We start from the raw sequence: 17,667 nt of genomic DNA, 5'->3' as shown, positions 1-17,667 counted from the left end.
AAATAAGTTCTAAATCGTATAAGGAGGTGATCCAGCCCCAGGTTCCCCTAGGGCTACCTTGTTACGACTTCACCCCAGTCATGAATCACTCCGTGGTAAACGTCCTCCCGAGGGTTAGACTATCTACTTCTGGAGCAACCCACTCCCATGGTGTGACGGGCGGTGTGTACAAGGCCCGGGAACGTATTCACCGCGTCATTCTGATACGCGATTACTAGCGATTCCGACTTCATGGAGTCGAGTTGCAGACTCCAATCCGGACTACGACGCACTTTAAGTGATTCGCTTACTCTCGCGAGTTCGCAGCACTCTGTATGCGCCATTGTAGCACGTGTGTAGCCCTACACGTAAGGGCCATGATGACTTGACGTCGTCCCCACCTTCCTCCGGTTTATCACCGGCAGTCTCCTTAGAGTTCTCAGCATTACCTGCTAGCAACTAAGGATAGGGGTTGCGCTCGTTGCGGGACTTAACCCAACATCTCACAACACGAGCTGACGACAGCCATGCAGCACCTGTATCAGAGTTCCCGAAGGCACCAAACCATCTCTGGTAAGTTCTCTGTATGTCAAGTGTAGGTAAGGTTCTTCGCGTTGCATCGAATTAAACCACATGCTCCACCGCTTGTGCGGGCCCCCGTCAATTCATTTGAGTTTTAACCTTGCGGCCGTACTCCCCAGGCGGTCTACTTAATGCGTTAGCTTTGAAAAACAGAACCGAGGCTCCGAGCTTCTAGTAGACATCGTTTACGGCGTGGACTACCGGGGTATCTAATCCCGTTTGCTCCCCACGCTTTCGTACATGAGCGTCAGTGTTGACCCAGGTGGCTGCCTTCGCCATCGGTATTCCTTCAGATCTCTACGCATTTCACCGCTACACCTGAAATTCTACCACCCTCTATCACACTCTAGTTTGCCAGTTCGAAATGCAGTTCCCAGGTTGAGCCCGGGGCTTTCACATCTCGCTTAACAAACCGCCTGCGTACGCTTTACGCCCAGTAATTCCGATTAACGCTCGCACCCTCCGTATTACCGCGGCTGCTGGCACGGAGTTAGCCGGTGCTTCTTCTGTCAGTAACGTCACAGCTAGCAGGTATTAACTACTAACCTTTCCTCCTGACTGAAAGTGCTTTACAACCCGAAGGCCTTCTTCACACACGCGGCATGGCTGCATCAGGCTTGCGCCCATTGTGCAATATTCCCCACTGCTGCCTCCCGTAGGAGTCTGGGCCGTGTCTCAGTCCCAGTGTGGCTGATCATCCTCTCAAACCAGCTAGGGATCGTCGCCTTGGTGAGCCATTACCTCACCAACTAGCTAATCCCACTTGGGCCAATCTAAAGGCGAGAGCCGAAGCCCCCTTTGGTCCGTAGACATTATGCGGTATTAGCAGTCGTTTCCAACTGTTGTCCCCCACCTCAAGGCATGTTCCCAAGCATTACTCACCCGTCCGCCGCTCGTCAGCAAAGAAGCAAGCTTCTCTCTGTTACCGCTCGACTTGCATGTGTTAGGCCTGCCGCCAGCGTTCAATCTGAGCCATGATCAAACTCTTCAATTAAAAAGTTTTATGTCTTTCGACAGCTCAATGAATTCTGAATTTATTTTTAATATCTTTCGATATTGAATTGACTGTGCCGAAGCAACTTATAAATAAGTTACTTCTGTTGGTCACTCAGTTTTCAATTGAGACTCTAATTTGTTTGCCTTACTTAGCGAACTAAGCTTGGCTGTTAGAACTCAATCTGTACGAGTGCCCACACAGATGATTGCTTTATATTGTTAAAGAACGTTTTGAGTCGCTTTAGCGTCTCAAGGGATGCGTATAATACATCCTTTATTTTTCGAGTCAATACTTTGTTTTAAACTTTCTTTCGACAATTTAAAACCGAAGTTTTATTTAACTCTCTGAGTAGTTCGTGTCTCGCTAGGCGTTGACGTTTCCCGTCTCAGTGGGGTCGCATTATAGGGAGATCCGAAAACAGATCAAGCATTTTTTACTGAAAAACTAAAAAAAAACGACGTTCGCTCAGTAACTGAGCTAAAGCGCCTAAAACTGATAGTTTTATAAACAATTACTGCTTTTGTGGCACTTAAATAAGCTCTGCTGTTACACTCTTAATTTAATATAACTGTTAGTTAAAGGTGCAGATATGACAATCCGTTCTTATAAAGGTGTTATCCCTTCATTTAATGCGTCTGTTTATATAGATGAATCATCGGTATTGGTTGGCGATATTACTTTGGGTGATGATAGCAGCGTGTGGCCGTTAGTTGCTGCCCGTGGTGATGTAAACTATATACGCATTGGTGAGCGTACTAATATACAAGATGGTAGCGTGCTGCATTTATCGCGAGCAACCAAAAGTAACCCCGAAGGTTATCCGCTTATAATTGGTGATGATGTAACGGTTGGGCACAAAGTTATGTTACATGGTTGTCAGTTAGGTAATCGTATATTGGTGGGAATGGGCGCAATTATTATGGACAATGCCATTGTTGAAGATAATGTGATTATTGGCGGGGGTTCATTGGTGCCACCAAATAAGCGTTTGGAGTCTGGTTACTTATATGTAGGCAGTCCAGTTAAGCAAGCTCGAGCGCTTACCGAGCAAGAGCTTACATTTTTAAAAGTATCTGCGGATAACTATGTACTGCTTAAAAATGAGTACTTAAGTGACGACGTTATATAAGCACTTAGCTAATTAAGCTGACTTCTATTTGGCCTGCCGAGTTGTAACTTTCATCTTCGATAAGTTGCTCGGCGCGCTCTTCGTAATCAAAACGATTTTTTTCAAAATAACTTGTTGCATGACTTTCATCGGTCAAACCTAAACTACTTACCGCAATAACACATTCCACCAGCATGCCATTTACTTGTGCAAAAAAGACTAATTGGTGCGCTGGCTCTCTAAATTCTAACCTATCTATAAATTGTATTGCTTGGTTCATGTAAGTGCTCCCTGTTTTAGTGCATTAACGACAGGTAGTATTGCAGGCATTTTATTACGCCATACATAATATGCCTGGGCAGCCTGACCAACTAGCATGCCGCTGCCATCCAACAATTTAGTCTTACTATTATATTGCGCTACCCAATTCATAAAAATGGTATTTTGCAGTGAATAAAACATGTCATACGCTACTTCACAGTTAGTAATATGTTTTTGATCAAGTGCTGGAAGCTCGTCATTCATACTGCTAGAGGTAGAGTTTATGATAAGCGCATAATCGTTTTCTGGTAGATTGTTAAAACCATAACCCGATACATTCCCATGTTGAGCAAACAACTTTGCTAAATTTTGTGCTTTTTCGGCGGTACGATTAACAATAACAACTTCCTGTGGCTGATGATCCAGCAAGGGTAAAACAACCCCCCTTGCAGCCCCGCCTGCGCCTATTATTAAAATACGTTTACCGGTAATACTGACATTATTAGCCAGCAGATCGCTTACAAAGCCGATGCCGTCGGTGTTATCGCCTAGTAACGTGCCGTCTGCTTGCTTTTTTAAGGTATTTACTGCACCGACAATTTTAGCTAATGGTGTGAGCTCATCTGCCATTGCAAAAGCCTGCTCTTTAAAGGGCATAGTTACATTAGCTCCCTTACCGCCTTGAGCAAAAAAATTCGATACTGTTTTTTCAAAGTTATCGATAGGTGCTAAGATTGCGCGATAGTCGATTTGCTCACCTAAAGAGATAGCAAATTGTTTATGTATCGCGGGGGATTTTGAATGTTTTATTGGATTTCCAAAAACCGCATATTTGTCCATTTTAAAGCAACCTCTTTGCAGTAGTAATACTGCCTATTAACGATGATAAATAATATGATTAAACGACTTTTTTCAAAATCTAAGCCCGCCACAATAGAGCAAACACCCACACCTGAAAAAACACCTTATGAAATACTAGGTGGAGAAGCAGGCGCACTTGCTATTGCAAATAGATTCTACGATATTATGGCTACAGATGAATACGCTAAACCATTATATGATATGCATCCTCTGCCATTAGATAGAATTCGCCAAGTGTTTTTTGAATTTTTATCTGGCTGGTTAGGCGGCCCAGACCTATTTGTAGCAAAACATGGCCATCCTATGCTGCGTAAACGCCATATGCCTTTTACCATTGATCAAGACTTGCGCGACCAATGGATGTACTGCATGAATAAAACATTAGACCTTGAAGTAGATAATCCATTACTACGAGAAGGCCTTAAGCAATCGTTTGGACAGCTAGCGAGCCATATGATTAACCAGCATTAACGCATAACGCTAAATACAAAAAGGCGCTATGTAGCGCCTTTTATATTTACACGAGAAGCCTTAAAGCTGGCACTCTCTAGCAATTAAATCATTTGGTTGTGTACTCAACCATTGCTGAGGGCGTAAGTAATACTGGTATAACTTAGCCTCAGCACTCTCTGCGTCTGGAGTGTAGTTATACTCCCAACGCGCTAACGGTGGCATAGACATTAATATAGATTCGGTGCGACCACCCGTTTGCAAACCAAACAGAGTGCCTCTATCCCAGACTAAATTAAACTCTACGTAGCGGCCACGACGATAAAGCTGGAAGTCGCGTTGCTGCGCTGTGTATTCATCTTTTTTACGACGCTCTATAATAGGTAAGTAAGCCTCTAAAAAGCCATTACCTACTGCTTGCGTAAAGGCAAAGCTTTGCTCAAAACCCAGTTCATTTAGGTCGTCAAAAAATAACCCACCTACACCGCGTGTTTCATCGCGATGCTTTAAATAAAAATATTCATCGCACCAGGTTTTGTACTTTGGATACAACTCATCGCCAAATGGTGCACATAAGTCATGTGCTACTTGATGCCAATGTACTACATCATCAAGTACAGGATAAAAAGGGGTTAAGTCAAAGCCACCACCAAACCACCATATTGGTTGTTCGCCTTCTTTTTCGGCAATAAAAAAACGCACATTGGCATGACTGGTTGGTATATGTGGATTTTTTGGATGAATAACCAATGACACACCGCAAGCATGAAAGCTTCGCCCTGCAAGTTCGGGTCTGTGTGCGGTTGCAGATGCGGGCATAGAGGCACCAAATACATGCGAGTAGTTAACACCGCCTTGCTCAATAATATTACCATTAGTGATAACGCGTGTACGTCCGCCGCCGCCTTCGCTACGCTGCCAGTTATCTTCTATAAACTTAGCTTTACCATCGGCTGCTTCAAGGCCTTGGCTAATAGTGTCTTGCAAAGCCATAAAGTAGGCTTTTACTTGCTCTAATAATTCACTTTGCATATTAACCTCTAAATACTTTGCCATTCATGGCATCTTTAATTGTACTTGGTTGCGTATTACCACCGAGTGGCTCATCAACATAATAACCTACCTGCTCAGTAAACTGGCTTTTAGCCTCGGCAATGCTTAATACTGTATTTTGACCGCTTAAATTAGCGCTAGTTGATACCAGTGGCTTACCAAACTCTTGGCATAAGCGCTTTACGGTTGGATGGTTAGTCACCCTAACTGCAATAGTGTCATACTGCCCAGTTAACCACTTTGGGGTGTTTTTAGCTGCGGGCATAACCCAAGTAATCGCATTTGGCCAACTTGAAAAAATGTCGGCGCGTTTATCCATTGGGATTTTGGCATCATCTACATATTTTAATAACTGCCCGTAGTTATCGGCAATTAAAATAAGGCCTTTTTCGACCGGGCGCTGTTTAATAGCCAGTAGTCGCTCAACTGCTTGTTGATTATCTGGATCGCAACCTAAGCCATATACAGCTTCTGTAGGGTATAAAATCACTTCGCCTTGCGCTAAACATGTTATAGCAGCTATAGTAGATTGATCTGACAAAATCGTCTCCAGGAGTTTTAAACGTTATTCAGTGGCTGCAAGTTTATGCATACAACTTTTTTGCGGGCATTGTAACACAGTGCTATTAGCCATTTTTCTCTCAATCAACAGTGGCCAGTTACATTCTGGGCACGATTGCTCAACCGGTTTATTATTCAGCGTATATTTACAGCTTGGGTAGCAATCGCATGAATAAAATATTTTACCAAATTTATTACTACGTGAAACTAAACGGCCTTTTTTACATTTAGGGCAACTAGGTAATGGCTCTTCATTTTGCTTTGCCTCGTTTTCATTGGCAATGTAATGACACTCTGGATACCCTGTACAACCAATAAACATACCGTAGCGGCCATTTTTTACCACCAGCTGCTTACTACATTGTGGACATGCGGAATCTTCTAGCACTTTTATTTCACTGCTATCGTGATGCGCCAACGGGCGAATAAAATCGCACTTGGGGTAGCTGGCACAACCTAAAAATGGGCCTGATTTACTATTGCGGATCACTAACTCTGAACCACATTGTGGGCATATCTCATATTCTTTTTCTAGGGCGTGCTTATTCGCCGAGAAAAGCGAATGGTCGATTTTACTCATGGTGATCCTAAAGGTTGGTGAATTTTCGCCTAATATACCCAAAACACTTAAAGATACAATAGCTATACCCATTACATTAAATTAGCGGCCAATTATAGCGTAAAAAGTACGGTGCAATAATAAGGCAAAGATTATGGCATATACTTGCTATATAAATTACTTTTTCGAAAGTACTTAAGCAATTTAATTTACTCGTATGCTCATATTTTGTATTAAATAGGTATTAATAGGTATCTTGAATTTAGGTATTAGTGAAGTAAGTCGCCGGGCTGGTCAAATATAAGATCTTCCATTTGCTCACAAGCCACTTCTGCTCCGGGTATATTAAATAGCACCATTAACACCACCCACTTTAAATCGTCTAACCCTATAAAAGATTTATCTAGCGCTGCTAAGCGGTCCATTACCATTTCACGGGTAATACCATTAGTAACGCCAATGCGTTCAACAAACATTAAAAAATTACGGCACTGCACATCCAGCATTTTGCATTCGTGGTCGGTAAATATTCTCATTGTTTGTGGCGAGTCAGTGATTAAATATGGTGATGTGTCACTATGCTGTAATTCGGCTAGCTGCTCTAGCCAATCTAGTGCTTTAAATATTTCGGCTTGATTAAAACCAGCTCGTAATAATTCATCGGTCAATTCGTTAGGTTCAATGAAGAGCCCAGCGTCGTTGTGAATATAGTTTTCAAAAAGATACATAAGCACTTCAAACATATCACCACCTCGCATTTAGCTTAAGTACTTAGTTTAGGGTCTGTTAATCTTTCAAGGTTAAATTTGCAGCAGCCTGTTTGGTATTTAGGCAAGGCAGAGCCTATGTGGTGTATTCCCCATAAATTGGCGATAACGCAGCATTAATGCCACACAGGCGCTACCCGAAGGGTTCTGCCTAGGGGCAATTAACTCTTTGTTGCCTACATGGATGTAGGTAAGGGGCGTGAGCAGGACGCGGAAGCTTTGCTCGGTTTTTACTTAGCCCACTAGGTTACAAACCTCGCGCCGCGATTAAATTGCCTCTAGTTTGAACAAATATTAACCCGCAAAGGTCAACAGACCCTGATGTAACCATCTAAAACTCGCTCTATTTGATCATCTAGCTCCAAGTCCAGCAATCTGGCTTGCACTTTATCAATTGGCCACTGAGCACGGCGAACAATGTCATCAACACTGGTTACCTCAAAGCCAATACTATTTAACACCTCACACTGGGAGTCTTTATTGGTTTGGGTTGACTGCTCTGGAGTTAAAAAACCACTTTGATAAGCAAAGCTCACCTCATCAAGAATATCACTTACATTCTCCACGAGCTTAGCACCTTGCTTAATTAAAAAATGACTCGCTTGGGCAAGTGGGTTTTTAATCGATCCGGGAACAGCAAATACTTCTTTATTTTGCTCCAGCGCATAGCGTACGGTAATGAGCGAACCGCTTTTAATTTCAGCTTCAACAATAAGTACCCCCAGCGACAACCCCGATATAATACGATTACGACGCGGAAAATTATGCGCATTCGCGGCAGTACCAGGTAAAAACTCACTTACAAGCAAGCCCTGCTCTAATACTTGATTTGTAAGTAGCTTATGCTGCTTGGGGTAGTAAATATCAACACCGGTACCCAGCACGGCAATGGTTTTTCCGCTGCCAGCTAAGGCCCCTTTATGCGCAGCTCCGTCTATACCGCGGGCCATACCTGAAGTAATAGTGATTCCAGCTAAGGTAAGTTGATATGCAAACTCAGCAGCTATTTCCAGCCCGGTGGGAGTGGCGTTACGGCTCCCAACTATGGCTATTTGTGGGCTAGTTAATAACGACACATCGCCTTTGCAAAAAAGCAATAAAGGCGCACTGGCTATTTGTTTTAAATCTTCGGGGTAAGCGGCATCAAAAATACTAATAACCGTTATATTATTGTGTAGGATTAACTGTTCATAATGCGTAATTTGCTGCCAATTAGTGTGCAACAAATTAGTAGCTTGATTAGCACTTAGTCCTAATTGCAGTAATTGCTGATGAGATAAGCCAAACAATGACTCAAGGGAATGGTTTTTAGATAGTGCTAAAAGGGTTTTAATACCCAACCCTTTACACATATAAAAGGCAAGCCAGTGGGCTAGCTTGCCAGATGACTGATCCATGCTCTCTCCTAGAGCACCGACTCGCTACTTAATGAATAACTGCAATATCTCCAACGCGAATTGGGTGCTGATTTTTAGTTATTAGCGCATAACTTACGTTGTCATACACCTTAAATACAATTAACTCACCTACTTTTTCTTTCGGCATTTTCCAAACCGTACTTCCATCATCGGGTTCAGCACCAAAAAACTCGTTAGCATTTGAAATTAACTTCTCAAAGCGACTTGAGTCCTCGGTGTAGCGAGGACCACGAGGACCATCTATAACGCTTGGTGATTGGCGTTCAATATCAAGTACATGACCCACTTCTACTTGCTGCTCTGATCCTAAGTTTAGCACCACTACATCCATAGTGCTAAATTCTCTAGAATCGCTTGGCGAAGCAATAACATAACCCAATACAGCCTGGGTAGGACGATGCATATTAAAATACGCTGGTAGCATTTGCCCTTCCATTGCTGGAAGTAAAAAGTCGCCTTGTTTTATTTCGCGCTTCACCGACTCAACTCTGACCGATGCAGGCTCACCATTAGCGGCATCACCTTTTCTAAAGGCGCGAGCCATACCAACATAAGCAGCACGATTAGCAAGTACCCTTCCAGTTTCCGGGTCTAAATATGGCTTACCTTTATGATAAATTGCATAAGCTTGGTGTAACTTTAAATCGCCTTTAACGTATAAAATATGCCCTAACGTTTGTGTTTTCGTGTTCTCGTTTGCCCCTAAAATATAAGGTTTAGCTTTTATATCGTCGCTATTTATAGCTTGCTCATAAGTTATATAAGGTCTGATCATTTCTAGTGGCAAGGTGGTAATTGCATTTTTGCCTTTAGGGGTAATTCGCCCCTGAGGAGACAGCTTTCGGTACGCTTTATTTATCACTAAACGTGGATTTCCCTGCGCATCGTAGATTAATGCTAAGGCATCGCCGGGATAAATAAGGTGAGGGTTATTAATTTGCGGGTTCAATTGCCACAACTCAGGCCATAGCCAAGGTTCGTTTAAATAAACCCCAGAAATATCCCAAAGTGTATCGCCTTTTTTCACAACATACTGTTTAGGTGCATCTTTTTTTATTTTTAGCACATCAGCATAAGTAGAAAATGCAGCACCTAATGCAACGATAATTGCAATTAATGGAGATTTCATTGGGCTTCCTTGTATTGTTTTTTCATTATTATTGACCAAAACCTGTTAAAGGGGAACGCGAATGGCTAAAATAAGAGCATACAATACCCTAAATTAAGCATAAGTGTAAAAGGTAACTATGGCTACGTTAGAAGTTTTAAGATTCCCAGATGAACGTTTACGTACAATAGCACAAGAAGTTGCACATGTTGACGACCAAGTCCGTGTGATTATAAAAGACATGCTAGAAACTATGTATGATGAAAATGGCATTGGTCTTGCTGCCACACAAGTTAATATTCATCAACGCATTGTAGTGATTGACGTATCAGAAGAGCGCAACGAACCACTGGTATTAATTAATCCACAAATCATTAAAAAAGACGGTACAACCGTAAGCGAAGAAGGCTGCCTTTCTGTGCCTAACTCTTACGCAAAAGTTGATCGCGCAGAAACGGTTACTGTTGCCGCGCTTAACGAGCAAGGCGAAGAATTTGTACTAGATGCAGATGAACTACTAGCTATTTGTATTCAACACGAACTAGATCACCTTCAAGGTAAGCTTTTCATTGATTACTTATCGCCATTAAAGCGCCAACGTATTCGTAAAAAGCTTGAAAAAGAAGCCAAATTTGCAGAATAGTAATAAGCACCGTAACAAGCACCTTAGGAAAACTCAGTGACTCAACCATTACGCATTATATTTGCCGGTACGCCGGACTTTGCCGCACGTCATTTACAAGCGCTGATACAAAGCGAACACCAAATAGTGGGTGTGTATAGCCAGCCAGACCGCCCGGCAGGTCGTGGTAAAAAATTAAAAGCCAGTGAAGTCAAAGAGCTCGCACTTGAGCACAACTTACCGGTTTTTCAGCCACAATCACTAAAAACAGAAGACGCCTTAAATGAGCTTACTAGCCTTAATGCCGACATCATGATTGTAGTGGCTTATGGCTTAATTTTACCTAAAGCCATTTTAGATGCGCCGCGATTAGGCTGTTTAAATGTGCATGGTTCTATTTTACCACGCTGGCGTGGTGCTGCCCCGATTCAACGTGCTATTTGGGCAGGTGATGAACAAACCGGCGTCACCATAATGCAAATGGATGAAGGGCTAGATACTGGCGACATGTTACATATAAGCCGCTGCCCTATTAGTGCCACCGAAACCAGTGCCAGTTTATATACTAAATTAGCTGATCTCGGCCCTGGTGCACTTATTGACACTATTAACAACTTAGCGAATGGTAAAATAACCCCTGAGCCACAAAATGATGCCGCGGCTAATTACGCTAAAAAGCTCTCAAAAGACGAAGCCAATATTGACTGGTCTATGAGCGCGGCGCAAATTGAGCGTAACATTCGCGCGTTTAATCCGTGGCCGGTATGCTTCACCCAAATGGGAGGGCAGCCAGTAAAAATTTATCAAGCACATGTTGTAGAGCAATCAAGCAACCAGCCTGATAATAACGGGCGCGTTCTGTCGAGCGACAAAAATGGCGTTATTGTAGGTTGTGGCGAACATGCTTTATGTATTACGCAATTACAACCGCAAGGTAAAAAACCAATGGCAATTAACGACTTTTTAAATGGTCGTAGTGACTGGGTTACTCCTGGCACAATATTAGGCGAAAATAATGAGTAATGTTCCAAACGTACGAGCGCTTGCCGCTGAAACTTTATATAACGTAGTTGATAAAGGCGCTTCGCTTAATCAAGAACTACCATTTGCCAGCCAAGGCTTGCCACCTAAAGATAAAGCCCTGCTACAACAAATTTGCTATGGCGTTTTACGCTATTTACCAAGCCTTGAAAACTACTGCCAACATTTAGTTGAGGAGCCGTTAAAAGGTAAGCGTAGAATATTTCAGTTTTTATTGTATGTGGGCATTTACCAACTACAACACATGCGTGTTCCGCCACATGCGGCAATTTCAGAAACTGTAAATGCACTACAACAATTGCGTGCTTTGGGTTTAAAAGGACTTATTAACGCTATTCTACGTAGTTTTCAGCGCCAACAACTTGAGCTTGAAGAAAAAGCCAAACTTATTCCGGTGTGTTTATACAATCATCCAAACTGGTTTATCAAACAAGTTAAAGAAGCTTATCCTGATAGTTGGGAAGATCTGCTTGCAGAAAACCAACAGCAAGCGCCTATGTGGCTGCGTGTAAATCAAGCGCAATACAGCACGCAAGAATACAGCGATATGCTAACAGCTAACGATATTGAGCATACACTTAACCCTGATTTTATAGATGGGATAAAGTTAGCTAAACCACGAGATGTATTTTCATTACCCGAGTTTGATACCGGTGCTTGTTCTGTACAAGATGCTGCTGCACAGTTAGCTGCGCGCTTTTTAGAGCCTAAAGATGACGACACTATTTTAGATGCCTGCGCCGCGCCGGGTGGCAAAACCTGTCATATTTTAGAATTGGCCGATGCTGAGGTACTTGCCCTTGATAGCGATGCAACTCGCCTAGAGCGTGTTAAGCAAAACTTAACTCGTATAGGCTTAGGTGCCGACCTACAATGTGGTGATGCATCACAACCACACACTTGGTGGGATGAAAAACAGTTTGATCGTATTTTACTCGACGTACCTTGCTCGGCTACCGGTGTTATTCGCCGCCACCCCGATATAAAGTGGTTGCGTCGTGCATCAGACATTGCCGATTTAGCAGCATTACAAGGCGATATACTCGATAGTATTTGGCCGCTTCTAAAGCCAGGTGGCACCTTGGTATACGCTACTTGTTCAGTACTCCCTCAAGAAAACCAACAACAAGTTGCTAAGTTTTTAGCTAATAACAATGATGTTGAGCATATTCCTCTACATGATAAAGACACGCCCACCACACCTGGTTTACAGTTACTTCCTGGTGAAAGCGATGGCTTTTATTACGCTAAACTAGTTAAAAAAATATAACCTATACAGCACACAACAATTAGCTATCTATCTTATTTTAGATAGCTAATACTTCATAGCAATAGGTACTTATAACACTGGTAAATAATGAAAATAATCATACTCGGAGCTGGCCAAGTAGGCGGCACACTAGCTGAAAATTTAGTTGGTGAACAAAACGAAATAACGGTCGTTGATATTGACGGCAACCGCTTACGCGAGCTTCAAGATAAGTATGACCTACAAGGCGTTGCTGGTCACGGCGCTCACCCAGATGTACTTCGCAGAGCCGGTGCGGAAGACGCCGATATGATTATCGCGGTAACCAGTTCAGATGAAGTAAACATGGTTGCCTGCCAAGTTGCGTATAGTATTTTTAATACCCCGACTAAAATAGCCCGAATTCGTTCTGAGCAATATTTAAAGTATCGTGAAAAGCTGTTTCATAACGATGACTTGCCGGTCGATCACTATATTGCTCCTGAGGCATTAGTAACTAAGTACATTCGCCGCTTAATAGACTACCCAGGCGCATTGCAAGTGCTGCAGTTTGCCGATGGCATGCTCTCTTTGGTTGCTGTAAAAGCTTACTATGGCGGTTTATTAGTAGGTTATGCGCTATCTACGCTTAAACAGCATATTCCCAATGTGGAAACTCGTGTAGCCGCTATTTATCGCCAGGGAAAAGCGATAAAACCTCTAGGCACAACAATTATTGAAGCCGATGATGAAGTGTTTTTTATAGCAGCCACTAAACACATCCGCGCCGTTATGAACGAACTCCAAAGGTTAGAGCGTTCATATAAAAACATTATGATTGCTGGTGGCGGTAATATAGGCGCAGGCCTAGCGCGCTCACTGGAAAAAAATCACAGTGTAAAATTAATTGAGCGCAGCAAAGAGCGCGCCGAGCAACTCTCTGAAATGCTCGACAACACGATTGTTTTTTGCGGAGATGCGTCAGACCAAGAGCTATTGTCAGAAGAGCATATAGATCAGGTTGATGTGTTTATTGCGGTAACCAACGATGATGAAGTAAATATAATGTCGGCCATGCTAGCAAAACGTATGGGCGCACAAAAAACCATGGTACTTATTCAACGCAGTGCATACGTTGACTTAGTACAAGGCGGCGATATTGATATTGCAATTTCACCACAAGAAGCCACTATTTCGGCATTACTTACTCATGTTCGTCGCGGCGATATTGTTAACGTATATTCACTACGCAAAGGTGCAGCTGAAGCTATTGAAGCTGTTGCCCATGGTGATGAAAATACATCTAAAGTAGTTGGCCGAACTGTAAGGGATATAAAACTCCCAGCAGGTACTACTATTGGTGCTGTAGTACGTAACGACGACGTGCTTATTGCCCACGACGATACCATTATTATGTCGGGCGACCATGTCATCATGTTCTTAATTGATAAAAAGCACATTAATATTGTAGAAAAACTATTTCAGGTGAGCGCTATATTTTTATAGCAGTACATTGTTGGTACTTTAAACACAAAAAAGCAGCTTAGTTAAGCTGCTTTTTTAATATAGGGTACTAAAGCTTTATTGTACTTTGGCAAACTCTTCTTTAGAAAGTTCGCCATTACCGTCAGTATCTAGCTGATCAAATATTTTTACTAACTGTGTATTTGCCGCAGCTTCTTGCTGAGAAATAACACCATCGCCGTTGGTATCAAAAGAGGCAAAATCCACTGCTGCATAGGCTGCTGCTGAAGACGCTAAAACTAAAATCGCAAGTGATGTATTTAATACTTTCATAATAATCTCCTAAAAATGAGAGGTCCTTCTCAGAAATCCCTGGCTGTGAAAAATAACCGAAAAAGTAATTAGTAGTTAGCAAACTCTGCTTTAGAAAGCTCACCGTTACCATCTGTATCTAACTCTGCAAATTGTGCGATTAAATCGGAATCTACCGACGCTTCACTTTGGCTAATTGCGCCATTACCATCTACATCAAGGGTATCAAAATCACTTGCTGCAAAAGCGGCTGATGACGATGCTAGAGCGATAAGTGCGAGTGCTTTATTTAACTGTTTCATAATTTAATCCTTTACTATGTTATTCAATGCTTTATCAAAAAATTAGATATACTAAGGTTTATACTTTCCTTGTTATTCTTTTTCATAAGCTCCCTTGCTTACTTAGGTTGTCTTTGGCAACACAGAATTTTATCAACCTTGCATTTTGCTTATGCTTTAGAAAATTCTTCTTTTGATAACTCACCGTTTTGGTCAGTATCAAGCTCTGAGAAAATACTCATTAACTCTGCATCAACAGCAGCTTCGCTTTGACTAATTGCGCCATTACCATCTACATCAAGGGTATCAAAATCACTTGCTGCAAAAGCGGCTGATGACGATGCTAGAGCGATAAGTGCTAACGTTTTATTTAATGTTTTCATAATCAATCTTCCTTCAAAGTTTATGTTAACTGCGATTAAGTGCTTCACTTTAAATCACGTTTAATGCAATACAGCTTAACTATTACAACTTCGATGCCAACATTTAAAACATCAATAACTTCAATTAGTTAAAGGTAACATGCACTTAAAGGTGATAATTAACTGTCTATTTTTGTTGCCTTTTTGCAACACACTTTAAGCCCAAACAATAAGTTCGAACAAATTCAATGCCTTACAAAAAGCAAAAAACGCCACAGATTATAAATACACACTGTAAGGAGACTGTTTAGCTGGGGTATTCAACTCGGTTACAGCTGAATAATTTTTGAAATGAAAATAACCAATAGCTTTTATTTTTATAAACAATTGTTTTTTATCGATTATTTTATTTTTATCAATGCAGGTATGCGTTATTTAAAATTAAATTTAATAAATCGCTATTTTGTTGCAAAATAGCGAAATGTACAGTTACTCGGTTTCTGATTGGAGTATTGAAGGGTCAATAAAGTGATCCCCCATAAAGCTTTTCATTTCTTCTTCGCTGGCTAATAGCTTTATTCCACAGTAAGCACCTTGAACGTGTTCTTTCACGCTACAAATTTCTCCCTGAAAGTCTTTAACTTGCTTATTACTGCTATCGAGGATGATTGAGCATTGCATCCCTTTAATGTTTTCGGCCTGGGCTTTGTCTTTAAGATCAAACTTTACGCCCGTTAGCGAAATATCTTTAATTACCCCGTCGAGTATCCTGTCATCACTAAGTTTTAGCTTGGCCGATAATAAGGTAGGTATACGAGTTTGCGAGCGTAAATCGAATAACTGCACTTGCTTTGGGTAATTAATAAAAAGTAAGCGTGCGGGATGAGATGCAACTGACATTATTTGCTGACGAAAAGCGATAACCTGCCCACCACTTCCCTCTATTAGTGCTCTTACTACCACCATTACCCCATCGTGCAGGTAGTCGCTTGCTGTAGGCAGGCGCTTTGAGCTCGGATAGTTTAAAATAATAAATCGATTTTCGAGCAAACCTATAAACTCTGTTTTTACACGCTTGCTGGCTGTTGGTGTTAAAATTTCAAGATCAACCATGGCACCAGACATTATTTGGTGTAACTTTTCTAGGTTAGTTGTTGGCATATCCTTTTCCCTAATACTATTTATAAACTAACAATTAAATTATCCGCGCCAAAATGTAGGCGTAAACAGCACTAATAAAGTAAATATTTCTAAACGGCCAAATACCATAGCAATGGTAAGCAACCATTTAGCACCATCACTAATAGACCCATAGTGCGATGCAACATCTCCTAAGCCCGGGCCAAGGTTATTTAAACACGCTGCAGTAGCAGAAAATGCTGTAATGTTATCCATACCGGTTCCCATCAGCGCTAGCATAATAATTATAAACACCAATGCGTACGCTGAGAAAAACCCCCATACAGCTTCTACTACTTTGTCTGGCAACGCTTTGCTGCCTAACTTGATAGAATATATAGCCCGAGGATGCACTAGCCTATTAAGCTCTCGCACGCCTTGTAAGTATAGTAAGAATACGCGCACCACTTTCATACCGCCACCGGTAGAGCCCGCACAGCCACCTATAAAGCTCGAAAATATAAGCAGTATTGGTAAAAATAATGGCCAAGCCGAAAAGTTATCGGTGGCAAATCCTGCCGTACTGCTAATTGAAACAGCATGAAATAGCGCTTGGTCGAGTGTTTCATCGCCATTGGCATACACTTCATGAGACGAAAGCACGGTAAAGCAAATAACCACCAGCGCTAACTGAATACATAAAAACACTTTAAACTCAGGGTCGCGAATATAAACACTGATATTTCTACTTGCTACCGCAGCGTAATGCAGTGAAAAGTTAATGGCTGCAATAATTAAAAAGAACACACAAATAAAGTTAATTACTGGGCTATCAAAATGCCCCATAGAGGCATCATAAGTAGAAAACCCACCAATGGCGACCGTTGAGAACGCATGGCTTATTGCGTCAAACCAATCCATACCTGCAATCCAATATGCCAAGGTACACGCAAGCGTAATTGACACATATATATACCAAAGGTGCTTTGCGGTGTCGGCAATTCGCGGGGTCATTTTAGAGTCTTTTACTGGCCCTGGTATTTCGGCGCGATATAGCTGCATACCACCAACCCCTAGCATAGGTAAAATAGCAACCGCCAATACAATGATCCCCATACCGCCAAACCACTGTAGTTGTTGGCGATAAAATAATACCGATTTAGGCAAGTACTCTATACCGGTTAGTACCGTTGCTCCGGTGGTGGTTAACCCCGAAAACGCTTCAAATACCGCATCAGCCAGTGATAGGTTTGGCTCTTGTAAAAATATCAGCGGTAAGGATGCAAACGCGCCAAGTACCAACCAAAACAACACAACAATTAAAAACCCTTCCCGCGCTTTTAAATCGCCATCTTCGTGGCGGTTAGGGTAATAAGCCATTAAGCCAATAGTGACACTAAAAATAAAAGCCAAAACAAAAGGAACACCACCACCGTCTTTATAAATTAAAGACACGATTGCCGGAGGCACCATGGTAATACTAAACAGTGCAACAAGTTGCCCAAGGATTTTTATAATGGTACGAAATTGCATT

Annotated in this window: 19 protein-coding genes and 1 rRNA gene; 6 read left to right on the top strand and 14 right to left on the bottom strand. The window is 41.9% G+C overall.

All coding sequences use genetic code 11. From position 1 onward, the window contains the following. Positions 1–19: 19 nt before the first annotated feature. Positions 20–1,555: ribosomal RNA gene (locus PNIG_RS00175) — 16S ribosomal RNA — on the bottom strand. A 592-nt stretch (positions 1,556–2,147) separates the two neighbouring features. Here PNIG_RS00175 and PNIG_RS00170 point away from each other — a divergent pair. Next, positions 2,148–2,687: a gamma carbonic anhydrase family protein gene (locus tag PNIG_RS00170; RefSeq protein ID WP_011326765.1), complete on the top strand. Its 540-nt coding sequence runs from the start codon at positions 2,148–2,150 to the stop codon at positions 2,685–2,687. Between the two features lie 4 nt (positions 2,688–2,691). Here PNIG_RS00170 and PNIG_RS00165 read toward each other — a convergent pair whose 3' ends face one another. Both PNIG_RS00165 and aroE read right to left on the bottom strand, forming a co-directional pair. After that, positions 2,692–2,946 (bottom strand): DUF1488 family protein, encoded by a 255-nt coding sequence (locus tag PNIG_RS00165; protein ID WP_011326764.1) that lies wholly within the window; start codon positions 2,944–2,946, stop codon positions 2,692–2,694. Then, positions 2,943–3,767, bottom strand: coding sequence for a shikimate dehydrogenase (aroE, locus tag PNIG_RS00160; RefSeq protein ID WP_011326763.1), 825 nt, complete (start codon positions 3,765–3,767; stop codon positions 2,943–2,945). The genes PNIG_RS00165 and aroE overlap by 4 nt, the downstream gene beginning before the upstream one ends. A 54-nt stretch (positions 3,768–3,821) precedes the next feature. Here aroE and PNIG_RS00155 point away from each other — a divergent pair, with 54 nt between their 5' ends. Beyond that, the gene (locus PNIG_RS00155; RefSeq protein ID WP_011326762.1) at positions 3,822–4,259 is read left to right on the top strand and encodes a group II truncated hemoglobin; all 438 of its coding nucleotides are present in this window, start codon (positions 3,822–3,824) and stop codon (positions 4,257–4,259) included. Between the two features lie 60 nt (positions 4,260–4,319). Here the strand turns inward: PNIG_RS00155 and hemF are convergent, their stop codons facing one another. The 6 genes from hemF to PNIG_RS00120 all read right to left on the bottom strand — a co-directional run bounded on the left by hemF (position 4,320) and on the right by PNIG_RS00120 (position 9,725). Next, on the bottom strand, positions 4,320–5,270 hold the full coding sequence (gene hemF / locus PNIG_RS00150; RefSeq protein WP_089368917.1) for an oxygen-dependent coproporphyrinogen oxidase: 951 nt from the start codon (positions 5,268–5,270) through the stop codon (positions 4,320–4,322). A gap of 1 nt (position 5,271) precedes the next feature. Then, the gene (gene tsaC, locus PNIG_RS00145) at positions 5,272–5,832 is read right to left on the bottom strand and encodes an L-threonylcarbamoyladenylate synthase type 1 TsaC (protein WP_089367528.1); all 561 of its coding nucleotides are present in this window, start codon (positions 5,830–5,832) and stop codon (positions 5,272–5,274) included. Positions 5,833–5,856: 24 nt separating this feature from the next. Continuing rightward, positions 5,857–6,432 carry a DNA topoisomerase family protein gene (locus tag PNIG_RS00140; protein WP_011326759.1) on the bottom strand — a complete coding sequence of 192 codons (576 nt, stop codon included), beginning with the start codon at positions 6,430–6,432 and terminating at the stop codon, positions 5,857–5,859. A 248-nt stretch (positions 6,433–6,680) separates the two neighbouring features. Beyond that, positions 6,681–7,154, bottom strand: coding sequence for a DUF494 family protein (locus PNIG_RS00135; RefSeq protein ID WP_011326758.1), 474 nt, complete (start codon positions 7,152–7,154; stop codon positions 6,681–6,683). 332 nt (positions 7,155–7,486) lie between these two features. Then, complete coding sequence (gene dprA / locus PNIG_RS00125) at positions 7,487–8,575, bottom strand: DNA-processing protein DprA (protein ID WP_089367527.1); 1,089 nt, start codon at positions 8,573–8,575, stop codon at positions 7,487–7,489. A 28-nt stretch (positions 8,576–8,603) separates the two neighbouring features. Next, positions 8,604–9,725 (bottom strand): LysM peptidoglycan-binding domain-containing protein, encoded by a 1,122-nt coding sequence (locus tag PNIG_RS00120; RefSeq protein WP_011326756.1) that lies wholly within the window; start codon positions 9,723–9,725, stop codon positions 8,604–8,606. 118 nt (positions 9,726–9,843) lie between these two features. Here PNIG_RS00120 and def point away from each other — a divergent pair, with 118 nt between their 5' ends. The 4 genes from def (at position 9,844) to trkA (ending at position 14,101) form a co-directional block, all read left to right on the top strand. After that, entirely contained in the window at positions 9,844–10,347 is a 504-nt protein-coding gene (gene def / locus PNIG_RS00115; protein ID WP_011326755.1) for a peptide deformylase, read from the top strand. A 36-nt stretch (positions 10,348–10,383) separates the two neighbouring features. Continuing rightward, entirely contained in the window at positions 10,384–11,349 is a 966-nt protein-coding gene (fmt, locus tag PNIG_RS00110; RefSeq protein WP_089367526.1) for a methionyl-tRNA formyltransferase, read from the top strand. Then, positions 11,342–12,637: a 16S rRNA (cytosine(967)-C(5))-methyltransferase RsmB gene (rsmB, locus tag PNIG_RS00105; protein ID WP_011326753.1), complete on the top strand. Its 1,296-nt coding sequence runs from the start codon at positions 11,342–11,344 to the stop codon at positions 12,635–12,637. Before fmt ends, rsmB begins: the two co-directional genes overlap by 8 nt. 87 nt (positions 12,638–12,724) lie before the next feature. After that, on the top strand, positions 12,725–14,101 hold the full coding sequence (gene trkA / locus PNIG_RS00100) for a Trk system potassium transporter TrkA (protein ID WP_011326752.1): 1,377 nt from the start codon (positions 12,725–12,727) through the stop codon (positions 14,099–14,101). Positions 14,102–14,176: 75 nt separating this feature from the next. Here trkA and PNIG_RS00095 read toward each other — a convergent pair whose 3' ends face one another. From PNIG_RS00095 to PNIG_RS00075, 5 genes are all read right to left on the bottom strand, one after another. After that, the gene (locus PNIG_RS00095) at positions 14,177–14,392 is read right to left on the bottom strand and encodes an EF-hand domain-containing protein (protein ID WP_086996434.1); all 216 of its coding nucleotides are present in this window, start codon (positions 14,390–14,392) and stop codon (positions 14,177–14,179) included. 68 nt (positions 14,393–14,460) lie between these two features. Continuing rightward, complete coding sequence (locus PNIG_RS00090; RefSeq protein WP_011326750.1) at positions 14,461–14,673, bottom strand: EF-hand domain-containing protein; 213 nt, start codon at positions 14,671–14,673, stop codon at positions 14,461–14,463. A gap of 149 nt (positions 14,674–14,822) precedes the next feature. Continuing rightward, the gene (locus PNIG_RS00085) at positions 14,823–15,035 is read right to left on the bottom strand and encodes an EF-hand domain-containing protein (protein ID WP_058372236.1); all 213 of its coding nucleotides are present in this window, start codon (positions 15,033–15,035) and stop codon (positions 14,823–14,825) included. A gap of 468 nt (positions 15,036–15,503) precedes the next feature. Beyond that, positions 15,504–16,175 (bottom strand): flagellar brake domain-containing protein, encoded by a 672-nt coding sequence (locus PNIG_RS00080; protein ID WP_089367525.1) that lies wholly within the window; start codon positions 16,173–16,175, stop codon positions 15,504–15,506. 39 nt (positions 16,176–16,214) lie between these two features. Next, complete coding sequence (locus PNIG_RS00075; RefSeq protein WP_011326747.1) at positions 16,215–17,666, bottom strand: TrkH family potassium uptake protein; 1,452 nt, start codon at positions 17,664–17,666, stop codon at positions 16,215–16,217. Position 17,667 lies beyond the last annotated feature (1 nt).

Source organism: Pseudoalteromonas nigrifaciens (assembly GCF_002221505.1).
Taxonomy (GTDB): domain Bacteria; phylum Pseudomonadota; class Gammaproteobacteria; order Enterobacterales; family Alteromonadaceae; genus Pseudoalteromonas; species Pseudoalteromonas nigrifaciens.
Note: the sequence above shows the minus strand (reverse complement) of the source record. Positions and strands in the feature narration are given on the sequence as shown.